The sequence below is a fragment of the Streptosporangium sp. CA-115845 genome, assembly GCF_050943795.1.
Lineage (GTDB): Bacteria > Actinomycetota > Actinomycetes > Streptosporangiales > Streptosporangiaceae > Streptosporangium.
This window is the reverse complement of sequence record NZ_CP191988.1, coordinates 5,824,665-5,846,299: the sequence shown is the minus strand read 5'-3', so window position 1 is coordinate 5,846,299 and position 21,635 is coordinate 5,824,665. Positions and strand designations below refer to the sequence as shown.

General features: G+C 71.0%; 21 protein-coding genes. 8 read left to right on the top strand and 13 right to left on the bottom strand.

From position 1 onward, the window contains the following. Positions 1-105 precede the first annotated feature (105 nt). Positions 106-1,554 carry a sensor histidine kinase gene (locus ACQP0P_RS28605; protein WP_433359997.1) on the bottom strand — a complete coding sequence of 483 codons (1,449 nt, stop codon included), beginning with the start codon at positions 1,552-1,554 and terminating at the stop codon, positions 106-108. A gap of 1 nt (position 1,555) precedes the next feature. Further along, positions 1,556-2,230: a response regulator transcription factor gene (locus ACQP0P_RS28600; RefSeq protein ID WP_433359994.1), complete on the bottom strand. Its 675-nt coding sequence runs from the start codon at positions 2,228-2,230 to the stop codon at positions 1,556-1,558. A gap of 193 nt (positions 2,231-2,423) precedes the next feature. On the opposite strand from ACQP0P_RS28600, the gene ACQP0P_RS28595 reads away from it, so the two are divergent. The 3 genes from ACQP0P_RS28595 (at position 2,424) to ACQP0P_RS28585 (ending at position 5,567) form a co-directional block, all read left to right on the top strand. Next, positions 2,424-3,578, top strand: a complete 1,155-nt coding sequence (locus ACQP0P_RS28595) for a LolA family protein (protein WP_433359991.1) — start codon at positions 2,424-2,426, stop codon at positions 3,576-3,578. A gap of 5 nt (positions 3,579-3,583) precedes the next feature. After that, complete coding sequence (locus ACQP0P_RS28590; RefSeq protein WP_433359988.1) at positions 3,584-4,603, top strand: ATP-binding cassette domain-containing protein; 1,020 nt, start codon at positions 3,584-3,586, stop codon at positions 4,601-4,603. A 79-nt stretch (positions 4,604-4,682) separates the two neighbouring features. Continuing rightward, positions 4,683-5,567 (top strand): ABC transporter permease, encoded by an 885-nt coding sequence (locus ACQP0P_RS28585; protein ID WP_433359985.1) that lies wholly within the window; start codon positions 4,683-4,685, stop codon positions 5,565-5,567. 250 nt (positions 5,568-5,817) lie between these two features. Here the strand turns inward: ACQP0P_RS28585 and ACQP0P_RS28580 are convergent, their stop codons facing one another. Then, complete coding sequence (locus ACQP0P_RS28580) at positions 5,818-6,558, bottom strand: YcnI family copper-binding membrane protein (RefSeq protein ID WP_433359983.1); 741 nt, start codon at positions 6,556-6,558, stop codon at positions 5,818-5,820. A 42-nt stretch (positions 6,559-6,600) separates the two neighbouring features. Beyond that, complete coding sequence (locus tag ACQP0P_RS28575) at positions 6,601-7,155, bottom strand: MFS transporter (protein ID WP_433359980.1); 555 nt, start codon at positions 7,153-7,155, stop codon at positions 6,601-6,603. Between the two features lie 104 nt (positions 7,156-7,259). Here ACQP0P_RS28575 and ACQP0P_RS28570 point away from each other — a divergent pair, with 104 nt between their 5' ends. Further along, entirely contained in the window at positions 7,260-7,733 is a 474-nt protein-coding gene (locus ACQP0P_RS28570; RefSeq protein ID WP_433359977.1) for a hypothetical protein, read from the top strand. A 27-nt stretch (positions 7,734-7,760) separates the two neighbouring features. Here ACQP0P_RS28570 and ACQP0P_RS28565 read toward each other — a convergent pair whose 3' ends face one another. The 3 genes from ACQP0P_RS28565 to ACQP0P_RS28555 are packed head-to-tail and all read right to left on the bottom strand — an operon-like array spanning position 7,761 to position 10,001. Beyond that, positions 7,761-8,510, bottom strand: coding sequence for an ABC transporter ATP-binding protein (locus tag ACQP0P_RS28565; protein ID WP_433359974.1), 750 nt, complete (start codon positions 8,508-8,510; stop codon positions 7,761-7,763). Positions 8,511-8,513: 3 nt separating this feature from the next. Further along, on the bottom strand, positions 8,514-9,299 hold the full coding sequence (locus ACQP0P_RS28560) for an ABC transporter permease (RefSeq protein ID WP_433359971.1): 786 nt from the start codon (positions 9,297-9,299) through the stop codon (positions 8,514-8,516). A gap of 36 nt (positions 9,300-9,335) precedes the next feature. Next, positions 9,336-10,001 carry an ABC transporter permease gene (locus ACQP0P_RS28555; protein ID WP_433382162.1) on the bottom strand — a complete coding sequence of 222 codons (666 nt, stop codon included), beginning with the start codon at positions 9,999-10,001 and terminating at the stop codon, positions 9,336-9,338. A 399-nt stretch (positions 10,002-10,400) separates the two neighbouring features. On the opposite strand from ACQP0P_RS28555, the gene ACQP0P_RS28550 reads away from it, so the two are divergent. From ACQP0P_RS28550 to ACQP0P_RS28535, 4 genes are all read left to right on the top strand, one after another. Continuing rightward, a complete protein-coding gene (locus ACQP0P_RS28550; RefSeq protein WP_433359968.1) occupies positions 10,401-11,504 on the top strand; it encodes an alpha/beta hydrolase in 1,104 nt (367 codons plus the stop codon). 366 nt (positions 11,505-11,870) lie between these two features. Beyond that, the gene (locus tag ACQP0P_RS28545; protein WP_433359965.1) at positions 11,871-12,995 is read left to right on the top strand and encodes an RRXRR domain-containing protein; all 1,125 of its coding nucleotides are present in this window, start codon (positions 11,871-11,873) and stop codon (positions 12,993-12,995) included. Then, positions 12,992-14,575: a serine/threonine-protein kinase gene (locus tag ACQP0P_RS28540; protein WP_433359962.1), complete on the top strand. Its 1,584-nt coding sequence runs from the start codon at positions 12,992-12,994 to the stop codon at positions 14,573-14,575. Before ACQP0P_RS28545 ends, ACQP0P_RS28540 begins: the two co-directional genes overlap by 4 nt. Before the next feature lie 83 nt (positions 14,576-14,658). Then, the gene (locus tag ACQP0P_RS28535) at positions 14,659-15,474 is read left to right on the top strand and encodes an ABC transporter ATP-binding protein (RefSeq protein ID WP_433359959.1); all 816 of its coding nucleotides are present in this window, start codon (positions 14,659-14,661) and stop codon (positions 15,472-15,474) included. Between the two features lie 48 nt (positions 15,475-15,522). On the opposite strand, the gene ACQP0P_RS28530 is transcribed toward ACQP0P_RS28535, so the two are convergent. The 6 genes from ACQP0P_RS28530 to ACQP0P_RS28505 form a co-directional block, all read right to left on the bottom strand. Further along, positions 15,523-16,245 carry a GntR family transcriptional regulator gene (locus tag ACQP0P_RS28530; RefSeq protein ID WP_433359956.1) on the bottom strand — a complete coding sequence of 241 codons (723 nt, stop codon included), beginning with the start codon at positions 16,243-16,245 and terminating at the stop codon, positions 15,523-15,525. Positions 16,246-16,310: 65 nt separating this feature from the next. After that, positions 16,311-17,510 carry a dipeptidase gene (locus ACQP0P_RS28525; RefSeq protein WP_433359953.1) on the bottom strand — a complete coding sequence of 400 codons (1,200 nt, stop codon included), beginning with the start codon at positions 17,508-17,510 and terminating at the stop codon, positions 16,311-16,313. Positions 17,511-17,575: 65 nt separating this feature from the next. After that, positions 17,576-18,592, bottom strand: coding sequence for an ABC transporter ATP-binding protein (locus ACQP0P_RS28520; protein ID WP_433359950.1), 1,017 nt, complete (start codon positions 18,590-18,592; stop codon positions 17,576-17,578). Further along, entirely contained in the window at positions 18,579-19,568 is a 990-nt protein-coding gene (locus ACQP0P_RS28515; protein ID WP_433359947.1) for an ABC transporter ATP-binding protein, read from the bottom strand. Before ACQP0P_RS28515 ends, ACQP0P_RS28520 begins: the two co-directional genes overlap by 14 nt. Then, entirely contained in the window at positions 19,565-20,461 is an 897-nt protein-coding gene (locus ACQP0P_RS28510) for an alpha/beta fold hydrolase (protein WP_433359944.1), read from the bottom strand. The genes ACQP0P_RS28515 and ACQP0P_RS28510 overlap by 4 nt, the downstream gene beginning before the upstream one ends. Further along, positions 20,458-21,633: a M24 family metallopeptidase gene (locus ACQP0P_RS28505; protein ID WP_433359941.1), complete on the bottom strand. Its 1,176-nt coding sequence runs from the start codon at positions 21,631-21,633 to the stop codon at positions 20,458-20,460. The genes ACQP0P_RS28510 and ACQP0P_RS28505 overlap by 4 nt, the downstream gene beginning before the upstream one ends. Positions 21,634-21,635: the final 2 nt, after the last annotated feature.

The window sequence follows — 21,635 nt, the reverse complement described above, 5'->3', positions numbered from 1 at the left end:
GGCCGCAGGGGAATACCCCAGGATCATACGGACCAGATCATCGACCGGAAGGCGTACTCCAGGTCGACGTCGGGGCCGATGCGCCCCGCCTCTGACAAGCCTTGGTCAAGACAGCGGAAGTCGTACGACCGCCCGGAGACCGGGCGAGGCGTCCTCCAGGTGGACCGCGCCGCCGTGGGCGTGCACCGTCTCGCGCACGATCGCCAGGCCAAGACCGGCCCCGCCCTCGTCGCGGCTGCGCGCGCTGTCCAGCCGGGTGAACCGGTCGAACACCCGCTCCCGGTCGAACTCGGGAATGCCGGGCCCGTCGTCGGTGACGGTCAGCACGGCGTCGGCCCCCTCGTCCCGCAACTCGACCAGCACAACGGTGCGGGTGTGCCGCAGCGCGTTGTCGACCAGGTTGACCAGCACCCGTCCCAGATCCAGCGCGTCCCCCGTCGTCACCATCGGACCGTCGTCCGGGCCATCGCCGATCTTCACAGTGACGGCCTGGCCGTACCGCTCGACGGTCTGCTGGACCAGCTGGTCCAGTTCCACCGGTTCCCTGCGCGCCGGTGTGCCGCCGCGCTCGTCCAGGCGGGCCAGCGCGAGCAGGTCCTCGGCCAGCCGGGACAGGCGCATGGTGTCCTCCAGCACGCCCTCGGCCGTCTCCTGCCAGTCCTGCCCCCCGGGATGGCCGAGCGCCACCTCCAGCTGGAGCCGGATGCTCGCCAGCGGGCTGCGCAGCTCGTGCGCCGCGTCCGAGACCAGGGCCCGCTGCCGGACGTCCGCCTTCTCCAGCCGGGCCAGCATCGCGTTCAGCGTCGTGGCCAGGCTGTGTACCTCGTCGCGTGCCTCGGGCACCGGCAGGCGATGGGAGCGAGCGGTGTCGGTGATCTCCTCCGCGCCCCGGCGCAGGGCCGCGATCGGCCGCAGGGTCCCGCCGATGATCACCCAGCTGGCCCCGGCGAGCAGGATCAGCAGCAGCGGCGTGCCGACGAGCAGCACGTGCCCGGCCGTGGAGATGCTGGTCTGCACCTCGCTGAAGGGGCGCGCCGCGATCACCGTCCTGCCCTTGTCGGCGCTGAGCACCCGGACTCGCAGCACGTGCGGGATGCCGTACGGCTTCCCGTCCAGGAAACGCGCCTCGGCCGTGTCGATCGCCTTGGCCCGGCAGGTGGCGTTCAGCAGCGGCACCAGCCGGTCGGTGCCGGCGGTGGTGTGGGTGATCCGCCCCGCGCCGTCGATCACCTGCAGGAGCGTGCCGTCCGGCGAGGTCATCTCGTTGGGCAGCCGTTCGGCGTCGGCCAGCGAGACCGTCTCCCTGGCCCGCTGGTAGATCGAGTCGTCGATGGTGCTCAGCAGCGCGTTGCGGAGCACACCGATCATCACGTACGCCGAGACCACGAGTGCCACCGCCAGCACGGCCGAGGCGACCGCGGTCAGCCGGAAGCGCAGGCTCCGGCGCCGCCACAGACCGGCCGCGCGACGCCTTCCCCCCGCTGTCGCGCCGGTCGCCGGGGGCGGGCCGGCCGGGGGAGCCTGGCGGGGCCGGGGCGCGGGAGCAGCCGCCATCTCAGCCACCGTCGCCGGCCAGCCGGTATCCCGCTCCCCGCACCGTCTGCAGCGCGTTCCTGGAGAACGGCACGTCGATCTTGCGCCGCAGATAGCCGACGTAGACCTCGACCACGTTGGGGTCGGTGTCGAAGGTGTCCCAGACGTGCTCCAGGATCTCCGTCTTGGAGACCACCTCGTCGTGGTGGCGGATCAGGAACTCCAGCAGCGCGAACTCCCTGGGCGTCAGCTCCACCGGCGTCTCGCCCCTGGTGACGCGCCGCCGCGCCGGATCCAGTGCCAGGTCTCCGGCCCTCAGCACGGACGGGCGCCGGTGCGCGCCGCGCCGCAGCAGCGCCCTCAGCCTGGCCACCAGCACCACGTACGAGAACGGCTTGGTCAGGTAGTCGTCGGCGCCGAGGTCGAGCCCGTCGGCCATGTCGTACTCGCCGTCCTTGGCCGACAGCATCAGGATCGGCACCCAGTTCTCCTCCGCCCGCAGCTGCTTGCAGACGTTGTAGCCGGAGATCCTGGGCAACATGATGTCCAGCACCATCACGTCGTACTCGCCGTGCCTGGCCGCATGGAGGCCGTCCTCCCCGTCGTGCGCGAGGTCGACCACGAACCCCTCGGCCTGCAACCCCCGCCGCAGGGCCGCGGCCATCCGCCGCTCGTCCTCCACGACGAGAACCCGCATGATCCACCCCTTCTCTCACCTTGGACGTTCCCATCCTCGACCACCCGGCCTGAGAGGTGGCTGAGAATCCTGTGAGCCCTCTCAGTCTGTCTCAGCCTCGGCACAGGAGCCGTCCCGCAGGCTGCTGTTCACAGGCACTGACGGCATAGCGTGGAGGAATGAGATGTCAGAACGAGCGAGACGTGGACGCGCGGTGAGGTGGGCCGTGCCGGCCGCCGCGATCGCGGTGATCGCCGGAGCCATCGGAGCCGGGCCGGTCATCGCCGCCGTCCAGGGGGATCCCGTCCTGCCCGAGCGTACCGCCGAGCAGCTGCTCGCGAGCGCGGCCCAGGCCGGCCGGGCCGGGTTGAAACCCATGTCGGGCACCGTCATGCAGACCGCCTCACTCGGGCTGCCGGGGCTGCCGGAGGTGCCGGGCATGGGCGGGTCCTCGCCCATCGCCCTACTCTCGGGCTCGCACGAGCTCAAGGTCTGGTACGGAGGGGCGGACAAGGTCCGCTTCGCCCTTCCCGGCCGGATGAGCGAGACCGACCTGATCACCAACGGCGACCAGATCTGGCTGTGGCAGAGCGACGAGAACAAGGCCACCCGGGTCAAGGCCGGGAGCGGGGAACAGGGCGGGGAAGCGGCCCGCGCCCACGAGGCGCTGCCCACGGCGACCACGCCGCAGCAGCTCGCCCGGCAGTTGCTGCAGCGGGTCGGCGCCGACACGGTGGTCAGCGTGAGCAACACCGAGAAGGTCGCCGACCGCGCGGCCTACCAGCTCGCGTTCGCGCCCAAGGACACCTCGTCCCTGGTCAAGGAGGTCAAGCTGGCGCTGGACGGGGAGACCCTGGTTCCGCTACGGGTCCAGGTCTACGCCAGGAGCGCGGCCGAGCCCGCCTTCGAGGTCGGTTTCACCTCGGTCACCTTCTCCCCGCCCGCCGCGGAGAACTTCACCTTCACCCCGCCCGCGGGCGCCAAGGTCGAGGAGACGTCGATCGCCGAGATCCTCAAGGAGCGGGGGCCGGAGCAGGGCGAGAACCTCGAGGACGCGGAGAAGCTCAGGGGCGAGATCAGCACCGTCGGCGACGGCTGGACCACGGTCGCGGTGATCCCCGTCTCCGAGCAGGACCTCGCCGGCCAGGGATCGGGCCAGGGATCGGGCCAGGGCGAGGCATTCGCGGGAGCGGGCGTCGGCGCGATCGGCGACGCCCTGCTGAAGTCGGCCAAGCCGATCAGCGGGACCTGGGGCAGCGGCAAGGTCATCCAGACCAAGCTGGTCTCCGCGCTGCTGACCGACGACGGCCGCCTGCTGGTCGGCGCCGTCACCCCGGAGAAACTGTCCGAGGCGGCCGGTCGGAAATGAGCCGGATGCCGACAGACGCCGGGCTCGCGGCGGACGTCCCCGGATCCCGTGTCGGGGATCCGGGGGGCGGTGCCCGGAGAGAGGCGCCCGGCGCGGAGCTCTCCATCGTCACCAGCGGGCTGACCAAGCGGTTCGGGAGCGGGCAGGTGGCCGTGGACGCCCTCGACCTCGCCGTGCCCAGCGGGTCGGTGTTCGGCTTCCTGGGCCCCAACGGCTCGGGCAAGACCACCACCATCCGCATGCTGCTCGGCCTGGTGGCGCCGACGGCGGGCGAGTGGCGGCTGCTCGGCACGCCGATGCCCGGCGGGGTGGGCGGCGTGCTGTCGAGGGTGGGAGCGCTGGTCGAAGGGCCGGCCTTCTACCCCTACCTGTCGGGCGAGGCGAACCTGCGCCGCTATGACGCCGCCGACCCGTCGGCCGACCCGCGCACCGTCTCGGCCAGGATCGGACTCGCGCTGGAACGGGTGGGCCTGGCCGCCGCGGCGGGCAAGCGCTACCGGGCCTACTCGCTCGGCATGCGCCAGCGGCTGGCCATCGCCGCCGCCCTGCTCGGCCCCAGGGAGTTGCTGATCCTCGACGAGCCGACCAACGGGCTGGACCCGCAGGGCACCCGTGAGGTGCGCGGCCTGGTCAAGGAGATCGCCGCCGAGGGGACCACCGTCTTCGTCTCCTCCCACCTGCTGGCGGAGGTGGAGCAGATGTGCTCCCACGTCGCGGTCATGCGGGCCGGACGGCTGGTCGCGCAGGGACCCATCGCCGACCTGCGGGCATCGGAGACGGTCAGGATCCGGGTGGAGACCCCCGACGTCGAGGCGGCGGCGGCGGTGCTCGCTGGGCTCGGCCTGCCGGAGATCCGTCTCGGTGACGGCGACGTCAGCGCGGCACTGGGAGCCGGCCTGCCGGAGCAGGTATGCACCGCCCTGGTCACCGGTGGCGTCGCCGTCCGCGGCCTGGCCGTCCAGCGACCCACTCTTGAGGACGTGTTCGTGGGCCTGACCGGGGAGGGATTCGATGTCGACGGTTAGCGGAAAGGAAGCCGTGTCCACAGAGAACGTCACACGCGCCATCCCTGACCACGACCCGGCCCGGGGGAGGGCTCCGGTCATGACGGCGGGTCAGGCCGCCGGTGGGCGCCCGATTCCCCCGCCGCGGGCGGTGAGCGCCCCCAGGGCGTGGCTGCGGCTGCTCGGCTCGGAGGTCGGCCTGACCTTCCGGCGGCCCAGGAACCTCGCCATGCTCGGGGTGCTCACCGTGATCCCGGTGCTGATCGGCATCGCGCTGCGGATGTTCGCCGGGACCGGCGGGGACGGGACCGGTGCTCCGGCGATCTTCGAGCAGGTCACCGGGAACGGGTTGTTCCTCACCTTCGCCGCGCTCTCGCTGCTGGTGCAGTTGCTGCTGCCGGTCTCCGTCGCGATCGTCGCAGGGGACTCGATCGCGGGGGAGGCGGGCATCGGCACGTTGCGCTACCTGCTCGCGGCCCCGGCGGGCCGGACCCGCCTGCTGGCGGTCAAGTACGCCACCGTGGTCCTCTTCTGCCTGGCCGCCGTCACCGCGGTGGCGCTGTCCGCGCTCCTGGTCGGCCTGGTGCTGTTCCCGGCGGGCCCGATCACGCTGCTGTCGGGAGGGACGATCCCCTTCCTCGACGGGGTGCTGCGGATCGGCGTCGTCGTGCTGTACGTCACCGCCGGCATGGCGGCCCTGGCCGCCATCGCACTGGCCCTGTCGACCCTGACCGAGGTGTCCGTCGGAGCCATCGCCTCGACAGTGGTCATCGTCATCGTGGCCCAGGTCCTGCGAGCGGTTCCGCAACTGTCCGCGCTCCAGCCGTACCTGCTCACCGAGTGGTGGAGCGGCTTCGACGGTGTTCTGCGGGACCCGGTGGCCACCGGTGACATGGGGCAGGGCCTGCTGGTCTTCGCCGCCTACGCAGCCGTCTTCTGCTCCATCGCCTGGGCACGCTTCACCGGCAAGGACATCACCGCCTGAGCTCAGGCGCGCTCCCGGGGGCCACGTCGCGGCCACGCTCGCCCGTCACAGGCTCTCGTACCAGACCAGGGCGAGCTCGCGGTGGCGCGGGGCGCCCTGGTGCGAGTCGAGTACGGTGGCGTACTTGACCGCCGGCAGGCGGGTCCGGCCCGCCGGGGCCGCTCACCGGCAAGGTCGTTGACTCGCCCGTTCCGCCGGAGAACACGGGACGGCCCCGGATGGGTGCTCTCCGGGGCCGTCCCGCGCTGGATCAGGAGGCGCGGCCGCCGCGGCGCAGGCCGAGGGCGCCGACCACGGTCCCGACGAGCCCGAGCAGCAGGCCGGCCCCGCCGAGCAGGCGGGCGGTTCCGTCCGAGCCCTCGGACGCGGAGGCGGGGGCCACCGAGGGCGCGGCCGACGCGGCCACGGCCGACGGCGTGGCGGTGGCGGTGGCGCCGTGACCGTCACCCTCGGCGGAGGCGGGGGTGAGCTTCAGCACCGGGGCCGGACGCTCGGCCTCGGAACCGTCGGCCTTGGGCTCGTCCGCCCACTTGACGACCTCGCCACCGGTGTAGGTCTGGGTGGTGGGGAAGACGAGCTGGTCGGTGTCGGTGGGCAGCTTGCCCATGGACACCTCGAACTCCTGGAACTGGCCGGGTTCGATCTTTCCGCCCGACCAGATGACCTTCGTGACCGCCTCGGTGAGCTCGCCGTACTCGGTGGTGACCGGCTTGGGCAGCTTGCCCTCGACCACCTTGACCTTCCAGCCGGGTACCGGCTTGACCGAGACGAACGCCAGCGGGTGGTCGACGGGGAAGGTCACCTCCAGCTTGTTCGTGGAGGCGTCGTCACGCTCGTTCGGGACCCGGAAGGCGACCTTGGTGAAGCCGCCCTGCTGGGCGCTGTTGGGATTGATGGTGACGTGCGCGAGAACGGGCAGGGCGAGACCGAGGGTGAGGGCGGTGACACCGGCGGTGACGGTGGCCAGACGGCGGGCATGGGAAAGCGGCATGGGGGTTCTCCACTTCGGGATTTCAGGATTTCGGGGGGCGGGTCAGGCGGCGGGGAGTGGAGGACCACGCCGGCTGACGGAGTGACGGAGAACGGCGTGCGCGAAGACGGGCGTGACCGGGGTGCGGGCGGGCCCCGGCGGAGCCGCGGCCACGGCCGGGAGCCGCAGCAGCCGGAACATCGCGCCGAGGCGGTGCCGGGCCGAGCGGAGCAGCGCCCACAGGGCGGTCTCGCCGCGGGCCAGCCACCATCCGGTGACCAGCGTCGCGGTGAGGTGCGCGACGAGCATGCCGAGACTCTCGCCCAGCCCCTTGACGTGCGGGTGCGAAGCCACTGGAGTCCCGGTGGCGTCACTGAGGAGGAACAACTCGTGCAAGGACAGTTGCAGGACGGACAGCACGGTGCTGATCGCCACGGTGGACCGCTCGCGCCCGGCGAGCAGCACGCTCACCGCCATGACCGCGGCTCCGCCGCTCGCCACCGCCCACGGCTCCGGCCCGGAACCGCCCGCGACCACGTGGCCGAGGACGGCGAGCGTCACACAGACGGCCGAGAAGGCGGCCGCGCGCGTGAGGCGCAATGGGAGACGGGCACGCATGGTGCCCCATATGCTCTCACGTCTCTGGGATGTCTGCCGTTTTAAGATTTTTGTCGCTATGGTGGCCGCGATCCTGACAGATCCTTCAATCCAAGGTGGTAGGGATGCGGCACGTTTTTGGGGTGCTTGTCGGGTTGGTTGTGGCGGCGGTGCTGCTCTTCGGCGCCGGTTGGGCGGTGCAGGAGGCGGGGGCGAGCCTGGCGCCCCTTCCCGCGGAGAGCGGCTCGAGGATCTGGATCGCCCTCGGGGTGATGGCCGCGATCGGCCTCCTGGTCGGCCTGGTGGTCGCCGGTCGTGTCTCCCCGCTGGCCACCTTCGTTCCGTCGATGGTGCTGCTGGCCTGGACCGTGGTCTACGCCCTGGACGTCCGCCGCGCCATGGGCCTGGTTCCCGACGATCCCACCTTCCACCGGTTGCTTCTGCAGGCGGGGCGCGGTATGGGCCTGCTGCTGACCACCGGTGTCTACGCCCTCCTCGGCATCCTGCTGTTCCTGCCGGTGCTGATGCCCTCCCGCTGGGCGCCGCGGTTCCAGGACGAGGAGGAGTACGAGGAGTCCGGCGAGCAGGACTACCGCTGAGCCTCCGGCCACCGGCCTTCCCGGGGATCAGGGGGAGTAGAGGCGGGCGACCACGTCCTCCATGGAGGCCTCCCCGGGGGCGGTGGCGCGCAGGTCGTCGAGGGTGCCGTCGAAGGCCAGGCTGCCGCGGTCGATCAGCATGACGCGGCGGCAGAGCTTCTCCATGTCGCCCAGGTCGTGGGTGGTGAGCAGGACGGTGGTGCCGCGCTCGGCGTTGAGGCGGAGCAGGAAGTCGCGCATGGCGGCCTTGCTGACCACGTCCAGGCCGATCGTGGGCTCGTCGAGCACCAGCACGGCGGGGTCGTGCAGGAGCGCGGCGGTGATGTCGCCGCGCATGCGCTGGCCGAGGCTGAGCTGGCGGACCGGAGTGCCCATGAAGTCGGCGAGGCCGAGAAGTTCGGTCAGCTCGGTCAGCCGTCGCCGGAAATCTTGCTGATCTACTTTGTAAAGGTGTCGGACCAGTTCAAAACTGTCCCGCAGCGGCAGGTCCCACCACAGGGTCGTCCGCTGGCCGAACACCACCCCGATCCTGCGTGCCAGCGCGGTGCGGCGGCGCGTCGGATCGAGCCCGGCCACCCGGATGCTTCCGGAGGTCGGCGCCAGGATGCCGGTGAGCATCTTGATGGTCGTGGACTTGCCCGCGCCGTTGGGGCCGAGGTAGCCGACGAACTCCCCGGCTTCCACGCTGAACGACAGATCCCGTACGGCGTGCACGGTTTTTTTGGTTCTGCGGCGGCCCACGGTGAACGAGCGGCCGACCCGGTCGAGTTCGATCATGTGTCAACTTCCCGTCGAGCGGTAGCGGCGGATGCCCGCCCGCCAGGCCAGGGCGGCGACGGCGGCCAGGGCGACGGCCGCCGGGGGCGAGGCGAAACGGAGCCAGTACGGCAGGCCGAAGGGGTCCTCGCGGTCGAGCACGAACAGCGCGGGCTGCCAGTTCACGAAGGCCAGCGGCACGACGAAGGTGACGCCCTTGACGAGTTCGGAGCCGTAGACGCTCAGCGGGTACTGGGTGAGGGTGCTGCCGCCGTAGGTGAAGGCGTTGGCCACCTCGGGGGCGTCGGTCAGCAGGAACTGCATGGCGCCGCCGAGGGTGAAGACCGAGGCGAAGATGACGATCCCGCACAGGACCATCAGCGGGATCATCCAGATCCTGCTCCAGGCGAGGCCGAGCTGGGGCAGGGCGACGGCGAGTACGACGGCGGCCTGTACCGTCCTGCCGAAGCGGTGCACGCTGAAGCGGTCGACGGCCATCTGGGTGAAGGCGCTCGCCGGGCGGATCAGCATGGTGTCGAAGCTGCCGCTCCTGATGTGCTGGCTGAGTCGGTCGACGTTGCCGAAGAGCATGTCGGCCAGGGCGAAGGACAGGCCGGAGGTGCCGTACAGGAACATCACCTCGGGCAGGCCGAAGCCGCCCAGCGACCCGGTGTGCTCGAAGATCACCAAGATCGCCGCCACGTCCAGCGCGTTGACCGCGAACGAGCCCAGTATCATCATGATCAGCGGCCCCGGGTACTGTGCCGAGGCTCTCAGCCAGGTCCAGGCCAGCAGGAGGTACGTCCTCACCGCCGGCCGCTCGTCCCGGTGGTCCTCCGCGTGCCGTCAACCACCCTGGATCACGACCTTCCTGCGGGCGGCGCCCGTGGCCAGGGCTCCCAGGGCCAGTAGTGCCACCGCCCAGACGAGCTGGAACCCCAGGGCGTCCAGGACGTCTCGCTTGCCGAGGTAGAGGTCGGCGGGTACCTGCACCATGGCCGACCACGGGAGCGCCTCGGCCAGGGTGCCGAGCCAGCCGGGGAAGAGGTTCAGCGGCAGGACCATGCCGCTGAAGAAGAGCGTTGTCACCAGCGACAGCGACTGCACGCCCCGGTCGTCGACCACCCAGCAGGCGGACAGCGCCACCAGGTAGCGCAGGGCGAAGCTGACGACCACTCCCAGGATGAGGCCGGCTGTGAAGGAGAGGCAGGTCACCGGGTCTGCCGGCGCGACGAGGCCGAACAGCGCGGCGCCGACGGCCGTCGGCGGCAGGCTGCGTAGCAGGAAGAGGTATGCGGCCCTGCCGAGATCGTCGGCGAGGCTCCACATCTGCAGGGAGGCGGGGCGGACCAGGTCCAGGGCCACGTCTCCGCTGCGCACGCGTTCGGAGAGTTCCAGGCCGCCGCCGAAGACCTGCATGGGGCCGATGAACGCCTGGCTGAGGAAGCAGAAGGTGACGGCGTCGGCGAGGTCGTACCCGGCGAGGCCGGGGCGGGCCTGCCAGAGGGCGATCAGGACGTAGGCGCGGAGGATGCCGAAGGCGGTATTGGTGAAGGCTCCGGCGACGGCGGCGGCGCGGTAGGTGGAGTGGCGGCGGAAGCCGTACCCGGCGATACGCGCGTAGAGCAGGAAGACTGCCTCCCGGTGGGTGTCAGAACGGCCCTCCCATCCTCCTGGGTGGTCTGGGGAGGGGCAATGGATTTTTGGCGACGAGCGGGTGCGAGCCGGTCACGGGATCCGGAGGGCCCGGTCCGATGTCGGGCTTTCGCCGGGATTCGGTCATGTCCCCAGCGTGTTGTATACCGATGCGATACACAGTTGCAATCTGTCTGATATGTAGAATCGCCGATAAAAGTATGTTATGAGGGGAATGTCCTTTTGTGGAGGTCCCCCATGCGCCATGAGATAGATATGGACGTCAGTCCGGCCTACCCCTTCAGCTGGCAGGCCGCGACGCTCAACGCGATCATGCGCGGCACCTTCAAACCCGCCTCCCAGCTGCTGCTGAGAACCGACATCGGTTTCGTCGCGGCCTCGCGCATCGTGGCTCTGGCGGGCAGGGTTCCGCTCCGCCTGCCCGTCCATGTGCGGGTGACACCCGACGAGGCCGGGCCGTGTCCGGGAGAGTGGGTCCGCGCGGGCGAGGAGCTCGACGAGCGCAAGGTCCTGCTCTACTTCCACGGCGGGGGCTACTTCGCCTGCTCCCCGGTCACCCACCGGCCGATCACCTGGCGCCTGTCGGCCGCGGCCCGGCGGCCGGTACTGGCGGTCGACTACCGCCAGGGCCCGGTCCACCGGCCGGCCGAGGCGCTCGCGGACGCGATCGCCGCCTACCGGTGCCTCCTGGAGCAGGATTACGACCCCGCCGACATCGTCTTCGGCGGGGACTCGGCCGGCGGCCACCTCACCCTGGCCACCCTCCTGGCGCTTCGCGACCAGGGCATGCCGCTGCCGGCCGCCGCCGTGTGCCTGTCACCGTGGGCGGATCTCACCGATGCGCCCCGCAGGGTCAACCGGATGCTCGATCCGCTGATCCCGGCCGGCCGCGTCGACTGGCTCGCCCGCCGCTGGACGGCCGGTCTCGACCCCCATGACCCCCTGCTCTCCCCGGTCCTCGGTGACTACACCGGTCTGCCGCCGCTGATGGTCGTCACCGGCTCCACCGAGGTCCTGCGCGACGAGGGCCGCCGGGTGGCCGAGCGGGCCCGCTCGGCCGGGGTGCCGGTCACCTACGAGGAGTGGCCCCGTATGCCGCACGTCTTCGCCATCCTCGCCGACGTCGTCCCCGAGGCCCGCAAGGTCTACTCGCATATCGCCCGCTTCCTCACCGCCGCGCAGGACCTCCCGCCCACCGGCGAGGTCTCCGTGCGGGACCTGCTCGCCCAGGACGTACCCGGCCAGGGCCTCGCCGCCCAGGATCTCCTGGCCTCGGACCTTTCCGCGTCCGGCCTTCCCACCGGGGACGCCTCCGTTCTCGGGACCCCGCCCGCGCAGTCCGGTTCCGCGGCGGCCTGAGCGCGCAGGGGCAGCGGGCCCGCCGCGGTCCGGGTTTTCGATGTCCGGCGGCGACCTGTTCGGCGGTGTTCAGCCGCGCGGGCCTTTCCCGCTGGTCACGCCGTCCCGTCCAGGCTCAAAGGCATCCCGCACACCACGGATTTCTTACCCTCAGGGATCATTCGTCTTACCTCTCATATCCCTTCTGGCCTGTCGGCAGCGAAGGGCGCTCGAATCCCGTCACAGTGTGCTTGCCGTAGCCCGCGCACGAGAGGCTCAATGAGGGTCACCGACCCCCTCCTGAAGGAGGGGGCTTGAGGTGCAGCGATGCGCCTTGAAGCCCCGCGTTGACCAGCCCGAGTCATCAGCTCAAGGAGGTGCATTTCGATGACTACGTTTCACGTAGGTGAGCAGACCCACCGGCAGGTGCTTCCTCAGCCTGCCGCTCTGGAATCCGCAGGAGCAGACAACCCCGAGGGTGGGGACGAAACGGCCTGCGGACTCCCGGCATCGCCGGGCACCGGCGTGGAACATGGGCGAGGGGAGACCGGTCCGGGCGGCACCCGCCTGGGCCGGCGTCACCCCGAGGGCGTCTCGGCGCCTGAGGGAGCGGCCCGTGAGGGCCATGTGGCCGTGTTCGTCCTGGACGCCCACGGCCACCCGCTTGACCCGTGCCATCCGGCCCGTGCCCGCCGTCTGCCGGCATCCGGCCGGGCGGTGGTGGCCCGGCATACCCCGTTCGTCGTCCGGCTGAAGGACCGCACCCGCGCCAACTTCACCGTCCAAGGCGTCACAGTCGGCATCGGCCCCGGCAGCAAGCACACCGGCATCGCCGTGTTCACCGAACACCACGGCAGCCGGGCCGGGAAGTATGCGATCCAACTCGACCATCGGGGCGCGACGATCCGCGACCGGCTCGCCGCGCGGGCCACCTACCGGCGCAGCCGCCGGTCGCGGAACCTGCGCTACCGCGCCCCCCGGTGGGCGCTGTGGCGGGCCCTGACCGCCACCAGGCTGCCCGTAGCCACGGCGTCGGGTGGCCGCACGAAGTGGAACCGATCCCGTACCGGCGCATCGAAGTCCCACACCCTGGACGCGCTGCACGTCGGCGAGTTGGAGGCCGTCACCGTCTGGCCGTCGACGGTCCTGGTCGTCCGAGCGACCGGGCGCGGCACCTACTGCCGCACCCGCACCGACAAATACGGCTTCCCGAGGTTGCGGCTGCCCCGGATCAAGCAGGTCAAGGGGTTCGCCACCGGCGACCTGGTCCGCGCCGTCGTGCCGAGCGGCAAGAAAGCGGGCGTCCACACCGGCCGCGTCGCGGTCCGCTCCAACGGCAGCTTCAACATCACCACCAGGCACGGCACCGTGCAGGGCATCGGCCACCGCCAGGTGCGTCTGCTCCAGCGAGCCGACGGCTACGGCTACGGCACCCGACCAGAAGCGCGGCGCCGTGCCGCGTTTCCTCCCGGCTCTGAAGGACCGGGTTTCCATGCTGGAGGTAATCGATGAGCGGCATGCCGGCCGGTGTGCGGCCGCTGACCGTCGGGGACCCGGTCATCATCGGCCGCTACCTTCTGCTCGGCCGCCTCGGAACGGGCGGCATGGGCATCGTCTATCTGGCCCAGCACCCGCAGGGCGGGGTGGTGGCGATCAAGACCCCGCACCCGATGCACCTCAACGATGCCACGCTCCGCGCCCGTTTCGCCGAGGAAGTGAGATTCTCCCGAAGAGTGGTGCCTTTCTGTACCGCCGCGGTGATCGAGGACGGCACCGACAAGGACCGCCCCTACCTGGTGTCGGAGTACGTTCCGGGCCCCGCGCTCTCCCAGGTGGTCTCCACGCACGGCCCGCTCACCCCCGACCTGGCCTACGGCGTCGCCCTGGGGGTGGCCGCCGCGCTGGTCGCGGTGCACGAGGCCGGGCTGGTCCACCGAGATCTGAAACCGGGCAACGTGCTGCTGTCGGACACCGGTCCGCGGGTGATCGACTTCGGCATCGCCAGGGACATCGACGTCCTCGCCGCGCACACGCAGGCGGGGCAGGTCATGGGCAGTCCCGGCTGGGTCGCCCCGGAGCGGCTCACCGGCGGGCTCGCGCTGCCCGCTTCCGACATCTTCGCCTGGGGCTGCCTGGTGGCCTACGCGGCCGGCGGCCACCATCCCTTCGGCACGGGTGAGGCGGACGTGCTGACCCGGCGCATCATGGTCGAGCCGCCGAGGGTGGCCTCGGTGCCCGCGCTGCTGCGCCCGGCCGTCGAGGCATCCCTGGCCAAGGACCCCGCCGAGCGGCCAGGGGCCGCGGACCTGCTCGGCGCGCTGCTCGCCGCGGGCGGTGTGGGCGACCCGTGGGATCTGCGTGAGGCGGTCGCGGAGGTGCTGGCGGAGATCTGGACCCCGGTTCCCCACGCGCCGGGAGCCGGGAGGGTGCGGCTCGCGACGCCGCCCTCGTTCCACGACGAGCCCTCGGTCCCGGTGGAGATCCCCGCCAGGGCTTCGCGCAGGGCCAGGCCGAGCAGGGGAGCGCACCTGTCGCAGGCCGGCTTCGCGGCGTTGGCCACGGTCTCCATGGCGGCGGTCACCGTGGCCGCCGCGGCCGGTGGCGGCGGGATCGGTTCCGGCGCCGGCTCGGTCATGCCCGAGCCGGCGCCGCTGGTCCTGCCCGCCGATGGTACGCCCTCCGGCTCGGTCTTCCGCGGCGGCACCCGGCCGCCCGCGGGCAGGCCGCGGACGGTCCTTCCGGCCACCCCCTCCACGGTCCAGATCACCACTACCAGGACTGTCTCGCTGCCCGTCACCGGCCACGACGGCCAGGACGGCCGTGACGACCGCGAGGAGCCGGCGCCGGAGCGTCCGCGCGGCTCGGGCGGCTCGCCCGACGACGATGACGACCGGCAGGACTGCGCGGACGCGACCGCGAAGGGCAGAGGGAGGAACAGGGACTGCCCGGCGGCCTCGAGCAGTCCCAAACCCTCCTTCACCCAGATCCCGCAGACCGGTGACGGGGAGAGCCCGTCTCCGACGCCCACCGCTCCCGCCCCCTCGGGGACGACCATCACCCCCGTTCCCACTCCTTCCGTACAGATGGGCTGAGTGGCCCGTTCGGGCGATTTATCAGGAAATATCGCTGGATCGGTTAAAGTGAGCGCCGCGAATCGAGGCGGAGGGGGAGACCGATGGGCGAGCCTGTGCCCGGTGCGGTGGAGCTGAGCGGCGTCGGGGTCCGGGTGGTCGGCCGGACCCTGCTGGACGGCATCGGCTGGCGGGTCGGGTACGGAGAGCACTGGGTGGTGCTGGGCCCCAACGGGGCCGGCAAGACCACGCTGCTGTCGCTGGCCGCCGCCGTCCGGCATCCCACCGAGGGGGCCGTCACCGTGCTCGGCCAGCGGCTGGGCCGGGTCGACCTACGGGAGTTGCGCCGCCACATCGGCCTCGTCGCGGCCAGCCAGCGGCTCGTCGACGAGGAACTGCTGGAGGAGGAGGGGGCCACCGCGCACACCGTGGTCCTGACCGGCTACACCGGGTCCAGCGTCCCGCTCTGGGACCGCTACGGACCCGCCGAGCACGAGCGCGCCCACCGCCTGCTGGCGGACCTGGGCTGCAAGGACCTCACCGATCGGCTCTTTCGCGTCTGCTCCCAGGGCGAGCGGGCTCGCGTCCGTGTCGCCAGGGCCCTGATGGCCGACCCGGTGATCCTGCTGCTGGACGAGCCGTTCGCCGGACTCGACCTGCCCGCCCGCGAGGACCTGATCACCGCCGTGGAGGACCTGGCGGCGACCCGTCCGGTGCTGACCACGGTCACCGTCACCCACCACCTGGAGGAGGTCCCGGCCACCACGACCCACGCCCTGCTGATGCGCGACGCCCGGATCCAGGCGGGTGGTCCGGTGACGGAGATCCTGACCGCGGAGAACCTCTCGGAGTGCTTCGGGCGGCCGCTGCGCGTCGACCACCTCGACGGCCGCTGGTCCGCCCGCGCGGTACGCGACTGAGAGCCCCGCGCATGTCGAAGCGGGGCGCTCCCTCCCGAAACGGCCGGATCAGCGGGTGATGCGGATTCGCACGATGTCGGTGCGGTGCAGGGCGACGCCGTAGGCGAGCGGCACGTCGCCGTGTCCGAAAACGGTCTGCAGCGTCCGGGCCAGGGGATAGCCCACGGGGACGCGCAACGCGTCGGCCCCCTGATCGGAGGCGAGCACGGCTTCGAGGTCGGTGGTCACCTGGGCGGCCGGGCGCAGGACGACCCGGTCGAGGAACATGAACAGGTCGGTGTCGATGCCGAGCATCGGACTCGGGTCGATCTCGTCCGCGCCGATCCTCAGCGGCACGTAGTCCCGCATGTACGCGGCCCGCACGTCGTCGACGCTGAAGATCCGTGTCACCTGCCACACGGGTGACCGCGCCGGCAGGCCCAGTGCCTCGGCCGCCGCGGGCGGGCTCGGCACGGTGTCGCACGACGACGTGACCAGCTCGGCCGTGTGCCCCGCCATCTGGATACGGTCACGGTAGGCGAGGATCTTCGACATGCTCAGCGGCGCCAGGTCACGGGTGCCGGCGACGAACGTGCCGATTCCCCAGCGCCGGATCACCGCGCCCTCGATGGCCAGGACGCCCAGCGCCTCGCGGACGGTGCCGCGGCTCACGTCCAGCATCTCGGAGAGGTCCTGCTCGGTCGGCAGCCGGTCTCCTGGCTGGAACTTCTCCTGAAGCAACGCCCGCAGGCCGTGCAGCGTCGCCTGCGCCGCGGTATCACGTCGGCCCATCGTGGATTCCCTTCGTCACGCTGCCCGAGTGCCCCCCGTGTCCGAGGACGCCGGGGGGCGAAGTCCTACCAGACATGATCGAGCACCCGGAGCGTGTTCCCGCCAATGACCTTGCTGATGTCGTCGTCGCCGTAGCCGTGTTTGACGAGCCAGCCGACGATGTTGGTGAAGTTCTCCGCCGGGTTCTCCAGGCCGTCCACGTAGGCGACGCTCGGGTGGTCGGGTGCGGCGTCGCGGTTCTGGGCGTAGTTTCCGGCGTAGGTCTTGTGCACACCCACATGGTCGCCGAACATCGTGTCGGGGCCGAAGGTGACGTGGTCGATGCCCACCAGGTCCACGCAGTAGGTGAAGTGGTCCATCACCGACTCCAGGGAGTGTTCGCGGTGCCTCTCCGACAGCGTGGTGTGCGGGGCCGCCTCCAGGCCGATGACGCCGCCGCGTTCGGCGCACGCCTTGATGACCTCGTCGGGCTTCATCCGGTTGGTCGGCCAGATCGCGCGGGCTCCGGCGTGGGTGATGAAGACCGGTACGGTCGAGTGCTCGATGACCTCCAGGCTGGTGCGGTCGCCCGAGTGCGAGATGTCGATGGCCATGCCTAGTCTGTTCATCCGCTCCACCGCGCGGCGGCCGAAGTTGGTCAGCCCGGCGTCGGCGCGCTCGGCCAGCCCGGAGCCGAGCTGGTTGGACTGTGAGTAGGCGATGCCGATCTGGCGGACGCCGAAGCCGTACAGGATGTCCAGGCGATCGAGCTCGTTCTCGATCATCGTCGCCGACTCCAGCCCGGCCACCAGCGCCATCCGGTCGTCGCGCTTGGCCGCCCTGATGTCCTCCACGGTCAGCGCGTGCACCACGTAGTCCTGTTTGGCGATGTCCGCGAGCCGCAGGCCGAGGGCGTAGATCATGTCGTTCCACTTCCAGCCGTTCTCGCTGGTGACGCATGACGCCCCGGCCATGAAGTTGTCGAATACGGCGGTCATCCCCGAACGCGACAGGCCCTCGTAGCCGGTACGCTGCCGGCCGGTGCGGTTGTATCGGCGCAGTTCACCGACGTCCTTGGGGAGAACCACCGCGTGCTCGTGCAGTGAGATCACGATGTGCTCGGCCATGATCCGGCTGACCCGTTCGGACTGCTCGGCTGACACTCCACCGTCGTAGGCGGGTACTCGGCCGATCTGTTCGGCCAGCTCGAAGTCGGCGTAGTCGACGCCCGGTTCGAGATAGCCATAGGCCTGGTGACCGCGGTAGGAGGCGGAAGGTGACTGCATGGCGGTGAATCCTCCAGATGTAGTGATGTCGTGGTGGCCCGGGGCCGGGTACCGGTGACGGTCGGTCATGCCCCGCCGAGGCGGGCCAGGGGGGTCTGCTCGGGGAAGTGACAGGCGACCTCGACGGCCGACGCGGACCCGATCCGCAGCACGGGCTCGGTCTCGGCGCACACGTCCCGAGCCTTCGGGCAGCGCGTGTGGAACCGGCACCCTGACGGCGGGTCGACCGGACTCGGCGGGTCGCCGGCCAGCAGGGTTCGCGTGCGCGAGGTCCGGCCCCGCGGCTCGGGGACGGGCACCGCTTCGAGCAGCGCCCGGGTGTACGGGTGCTGGGGACGCTCGTAGACCTCCCGGCGATCGCCGACTTCCACGACCTTGCCCAGGTACATCACCGCCACCCGATCGGAGATGTGCCGTACCACCGACAGGTCGTGCGCGATGAACACGTAGGACAGGCCCAGTTCCCGCTGCAGCCGCCGCAGCAGGTTGACGACCTGCGCCTGCACGGAGACGTCCAGCGCGGAGACCGGCTCGTCGCAGACCACGACCTCCGGCTCCAGGGCGAGCGCGCGGGCGATCCCGATGCGCTGGCGCTGCCCTCCGGAGAACTGGAAGGGGTACCTGTCGAGGTGGTCCGGGTTGAGCCCGACCACGTCGAGCAGTTCTTTCACCCGGTTCAGCCGCCGCTCCCGAGGCAGCACGTCCGGGTGGATCTCGAACGGTTGCGTGAGCAGGTCGCGGACGGTCTTCCTGGGGTTCAGCGACGTGTAGGGGTCCTGCAACACGATCTGGACGCTGCGCCGCAGCGTGCGCAGCGTGCGGCCCGACGCGGCGTGGATGTCCACGCCGCGGTAGCGCACGTGCCCCGACGTCGGCCGGTCCAGGCCGACGATCGTGCGGGCCAGCGTCGACTTGCCGCACCCCGACTCGCCGACGACGCCGAGGGTCTCGCCCCGCCTGAGGGTGAACGACACGCCGTCGACGGCCTGTACGGCACTGCGGCGCCGGTTCAACAGGCCGCCCCCGACCGGGAAGTGCCTGACCAGGGAATCAACCTCGAGCACGATTTCACGCTCGCCCATCGAACACCTCCGCGCGCAGATGGCAGGCGCTGGTACGGCCTGCCGCGATCACCTCAAGCTGGGGCTGCTCGGATCGGCACAGGTCGATCGCGATGTCGCAGCGCGGATGGAACGCACACCCCTTCGGCGTCAGCACCGGGCTCGGCGGTGCGCCGGGGATGGCCCACAACTCGTCGTCCTCCCGGTCCGTCCGCGGCATCGAGCGCAGCAGCCCCCGGGTGTACGGGTGGGCCGAGTGTTCGAAGAGCTCCTCCACGGAACCGCGTTCGACGATCCGGCCCGCGTACATCACGGTCACGTCGTCGGCCACCTCGGCGACCACTCCGAGGTCGTGGGTGATGAGCACCATGCCCATCCCGTTCTCGCGCTGGAGCTCGGTCAGCAGCTCCATGATCTGTGCCTGCACCGTGACGTCCAGGGCTGTGGTGGGCTCGTCCGCGATGAGCACGCGCGGGTCGAGCGCGACCGCCAGGGCGATCATGATCCGCTGGCGCATGCCGCCCGAGAACTGGTGCGGATAGTCGTCGACGCGGCGGGCCGCGGCGGGGATCCGCACCCGTTCCATCAGTTCGACGGCTCGGGCGCGCGCGGCGGAGCGGGACATCCTCCGCCTGACCCGCAGCAGTTCGCCGATCTGATGGCCCACCGTGTAGACGGGGTTGAGCGCGGACAGTGCGTCCTGGAAGACCATGGCGACGCCCTCGCCGTTGACCTGCCGGCGGACCCGCTCGGGCGCGGTCACCAGGTCGGTGCCCTCGAACATGATGCTTCCGGAGGTGATGCGTGCCGGCGGCGTGTCCAGCAGCCCCATGATCGCCTGGGCTGTCACCGACTTGCCCGACCCCGATTCGCCGAGGATCGCGAGCGTACGGCCGGCGAAGACCTCAAGGCCGACGTTGCGTACCGCGCGGACCGCCCCCTCGCGGGTGGCGAACTCCACGCTGAGGTCGTCCACTCGCAGGACGGGCGCGTTCACGGCCTGCCTGCCCGAGGGGCGAGCACGCCCGCCCTGGTCAGGAAGTCGCGCACCACCTGCTGGAAGAGTTCCGGCTCCTCCAGCTGGGGTGAGTGACCGGACTTCTCGAACACCACCAGCTCCCCGTCGGGGACGAGGTCGGCGATCGCCTGGGAGGCCGGCACCGGCGTGCGCCAGTCGTGCCGTCCCACGGTCACGAGCGTCGGGCAGGTGATCTCGTGCAGCCGCGGGGTGAGGTCGTAGGCCGGCATGTTGACGCCGAACGCCTCGTTGTGGGTCCTGTAGTGGTAGGAGGTCTGCGCGACCCGCCGCTCGACCGCCTCGGGATCGTAGGTGTGGTCGTAGAGGGGCAGGATGGCCCGCCAGTACTCCCTGAACTCCTCGTTGCCGGTGAAGTGACCGGTGCCGATGCGTTCGATGACCCATTCGGGGATCCGTACCCGGTCCGTCGTCCGGGCCCGTTCGACCGCGAGGTGGTCGTAGTCGGTGTTGGCCGCGGTGTCCCGCAGGATGAGCGCGGCGACGTTCTCCGGGTGGGCCAGGGCGTACTCCATCGCGATGAAGCCGCCGTACGACCCACCCGCCATGACGATTCGGCCCAGATCGAAGTGCCGGCGGATCGCCTCGACGTCGGCGACCCACTGGGCATGGCTGAAGGGCCCCGCGTCACCGGACTCACCGGATCCGCGCGCGTCGAAGACGACGACGCGAAGCCGGTCGGAGAACGGTCCGAACGACCGGCGCGGTTCGGCCCGGCCGCCCAGCCCGGGAGCGCCGTGGTGCACGATCATCGCCGGCGCGTTCTCGGGTCCCATGACCTCCACGGCCAGGGGGTTGCCGTTGATCTCCACGAACACCGTGTCCTCCTCGGTCTGTTTCCGGCTCTTCGTCATGGCGCGATCACGTTCTCTTCGAGGCCGCGCGGATAGCTGGTCAACCGTTCGGGTCCCGCGTCGGTGATCAGCACGGTGTCGGAGATGCGGTAGCCGCCGTGGCCCGGCACGTACACGCCCGGCTCGCTGGAGAGCACCATTCCGGCCCGGAGCACCGTGTCGTCGCCGTCCTCCACCCACGGCGGCTCGTGCTGCTGGACACCGATGCCGTGCCCCTGGCGGTGCCGGATGTGCTCGCCGAGCCCGTGCCCCCTGATGACATCGAGACACTCGCGGTTCACCTCCGCGCAGGTACGGCCGGCGCGCAGGCCCGCCGTGCCGATCTCCTGAGCCTCCGCCGCGACGGCGAAGTAGCGCCGCTGGTCGGCGCTGGGTTCGCCGATGACGAACGTCCGTTCGCTCTCGACGAAGCGGCTGCCGACGGCGGCGCCCAGGGAGAGGATGACGGTGTCGCCGATCTCCAGCCTGCGCCTGCTGGGCAGTCCGTGCGGGTTCGCGGAGTTCGGGCCGGCGTACACCAGGCCGCCGGCCAGCTTCGTCGTGTAGATGACATGGTCGTAGCGTTGGTACATCGCGTCGGAGCCGTACCCGATGACGTGCCGCGCGAGATCGCCCTCGCTCGGCAGCGGGCGCCCCGCGCGCAGCGCGTCCTCGATGAGCGCCCGGCCCGCCGCGAGCATCTCGTCACAGATCCCGGCCGCCTGGCGGTGCCAGGCGAGCTCTTCCGGATGCTTGATGAGCCGCAGGTTCGACACCACCGAACTGGTACGGAGTTCGGCCGTGCCCAACGCCTCGGTCAGCGCCCGGTGGCCGGCGAGGCTGAGCCCGCCCGAGACGCCGATCCGGGCCGCGGGCCGGCCCGTGCCTCCGATCTCACGCGCGAGTACGGCCTCGGCCGGATCGAGGCCGGGAAACTCGGCGTAGGTGACGACGTCGGCTTCGATGCGCTGCAGCGCCGCGTACTCCTCATCGAGCTTCGGCACCACGCACAGGGGGCGGCCGTCACGAGGGAACCAGAGGTAGACCGGTCGTTCGGTGACGGCGTAGAAGAATCCGGCGAGGTAGGCGACGTCACTTGGTGCTGTGGCCAGGAATCCGTCCAGGCCGTCCTGGTCCAGGGCGTCCCTGAGCGAGGAATGGACGTCCGCGTAGTAGTCGGAAGAAAGGCGCATAG

Coding starts and splice junctions, on each gene's coding strand:
- ACQP0P_RS28605 (WP_433359997.1), bottom strand. CDS start 1,554: ATGGCGGCTGCTCCCGCGCCCCGGCCCCGCCAGGCTCCCCCGGCCGGC.
- ACQP0P_RS28600 (WP_433359994.1), bottom strand. CDS start 2,230: ATGCGGGTTCTCGTCGTGGAGGACGAGCGGCGGATGGCCGCGGCCCTG.
- ACQP0P_RS28590 (WP_433359988.1), top strand. CDS start 3,584: ATGCCGACAGACGCCGGGCTCGCGGCGGACGTCCCCGGATCCCGTGTC.
- ACQP0P_RS28585 (WP_433359985.1), top strand. CDS start 4,683: ATGACGGCGGGTCAGGCCGCCGGTGGGCGCCCGATTCCCCCGCCGCGG.
- ACQP0P_RS28580 (WP_433359983.1), bottom strand. CDS start 6,558: ATGCCGCTTTCCCATGCCCGCCGTCTGGCCACCGTCACCGCCGGTGTC.
- ACQP0P_RS28575 (WP_433359980.1), bottom strand. CDS start 7,155: ATGCGTGCCCGTCTCCCATTGCGCCTCACGCGCGCGGCCGCCTTCTCG.
- ACQP0P_RS28570 (WP_433359977.1), top strand. CDS start 7,260: ATGCGGCACGTTTTTGGGGTGCTTGTCGGGTTGGTTGTGGCGGCGGTG.
- ACQP0P_RS28565 (WP_433359974.1), bottom strand. CDS start 8,510: ATGATCGAACTCGACCGGGTCGGCCGCTCGTTCACCGTGGGCCGCCGC.
- ACQP0P_RS28550 (WP_433359968.1), top strand. CDS start 10,401: ATGGACGTCAGTCCGGCCTACCCCTTCAGCTGGCAGGCCGCGACGCTC.
- ACQP0P_RS28545 (WP_433359965.1), top strand. CDS start 11,871: ATGACTACGTTTCACGTAGGTGAGCAGACCCACCGGCAGGTGCTTCCT.
- ACQP0P_RS28540 (WP_433359962.1), top strand. CDS start 12,992: ATGAGCGGCATGCCGGCCGGTGTGCGGCCGCTGACCGTCGGGGACCCG.
- ACQP0P_RS28535 (WP_433359959.1), top strand. CDS start 14,659: ATGGGCGAGCCTGTGCCCGGTGCGGTGGAGCTGAGCGGCGTCGGGGTC.
- ACQP0P_RS28530 (WP_433359956.1), bottom strand. CDS start 16,245: ATGGGCCGACGTGATACCGCGGCGCAGGCGACGCTGCACGGCCTGCGG.
- ACQP0P_RS28525 (WP_433359953.1), bottom strand. CDS start 17,510: ATGCAGTCACCTTCCGCCTCCTACCGCGGTCACCAGGCCTATGGCTAT.
- ACQP0P_RS28520 (WP_433359950.1), bottom strand. CDS start 18,592: ATGGGCGAGCGTGAAATCGTGCTCGAGGTTGATTCCCTGGTCAGGCAC.
- ACQP0P_RS28510 (WP_433359944.1), bottom strand. CDS start 20,461: ATGACGAAGAGCCGGAAACAGACCGAGGAGGACACGGTGTTCGTGGAG.
- ACQP0P_RS28505 (WP_433359941.1), bottom strand. CDS start 21,633: ATGCGCCTTTCTTCCGACTACTACGCGGACGTCCATTCCTCGCTCAGG.